The 1,160-nt window shown below is 65.5% G+C and carries 1 protein-coding gene; it reads left to right on the forward strand.

The genetic code is table 11. The annotated features are described in order from the left end of the window. Window positions 1-38: 38 nt before the first annotated feature. On the forward strand, window positions 39-1,160 hold the full coding sequence (locus tag ABZY44_RS37755; RefSeq protein WP_356662083.1) for an IS630 family transposase: 1,122 nt from the start codon (window positions 39-41) through the stop codon (window positions 1,158-1,160).

Consider the following 1,160-nt stretch of genomic DNA (forward strand, 5'->3'; position numbering starts at 1 on the left):
CTAGTGTCCTGCGCCAGTAGTTGATCGTTATTTGTTGTGTGACTTCTGCTGCTGGTGCGTCTGTTCCTCGTCGGGGCCCGAAGCTGGAGCCGCTGCTGCTCTCGGTTGATGAGCGGGCGGTGTTGGAGCGGTGGACGCGTCGGGCGATGTCGGCCCAGGCTCTGGCCCTGCGCGCGCGTATTGTGCTGGCGTGTGCGGGGCCGGAGGTGCCGCCGATCGTTGTGGTCGCCCGGGACCTGCGGGTGACCGCGGACACGGTCCGCAAGTGGCGTCGGCGGTTCCTCGCTGAGCGGCTGGACGGGCTGGTGGACGAGCCCCGGCCGGGCCGGCCGCCCACCATCACCGTCGACCAGGTGGAGTCGGTTGTGGTCACGACGCTGGAGGAACTCCCGAAGAACGCCACCCACTGGTCTCGCAAGTCGATGGCGGACCGCAGCGGCCTGTCGAAGTCCACCGTGGGTCGGATCTGGCGGAAGTTCCAGATCAAGCCGCATCTGACGGACACCTTCAAGCTGTCGACGGACCCGTTGTTCGTGGAGAAGGTCTACGACGTCGTGGGCCTGTACTTCAACCCGCCCGAGGGCGCGGTGGTGCTCTCGGTGGACGAGAAGTCCCAGATCCAGGCCCTGGACCGGTCTCAGCCGGTCCTGCCGATGATGCCCGGGATGCCCGAGCGGCGGACCCACGACTACGTCCGCAACGGCTTGACCACCTTGTTCGCGGCGTTCGATGTCGCCACCGGCGAGGTCATCAGCGCCCTGCACCGCCGGCACCGGGCAGCCGAGTTCAAGAAGTTCTTGATCAGGATCGACAAAGAGGTCCCCGCGCATCTCCAGATCCACCTGATCGTGGACAACTACGGCACCCACAAGACCCCGGCGATCAGGACGTGGCTGGGTAAGCACCCCCGCTTCCAGCTGCATTTCACTCCGACCGGCTCCTCGTGGATCAACCAGGTGGAGCGGTGGTTCGGCTTCCTGGCCGACCAGATGATCCGCCGTGGCGCACACAAGAACGTCCAGGCCCTCGAAGCCGACATCCGCAAGTGGGTCAAGAACTGGAACGAAGACCCCAAGCCGTTCATCTGGACCAAGACAGCCGAGGAGATCCTGGACTCCCTCGCCCGCTTCTGCCGACGGATCTCTGGCGCAGGACACTAG

The sequence above is a fragment of the Streptomyces sp. NPDC006544 genome, assembly GCF_040611715.1.
GTDB lineage: Bacteria > Actinomycetota > Actinomycetes > Streptomycetales > Streptomycetaceae > Streptomyces.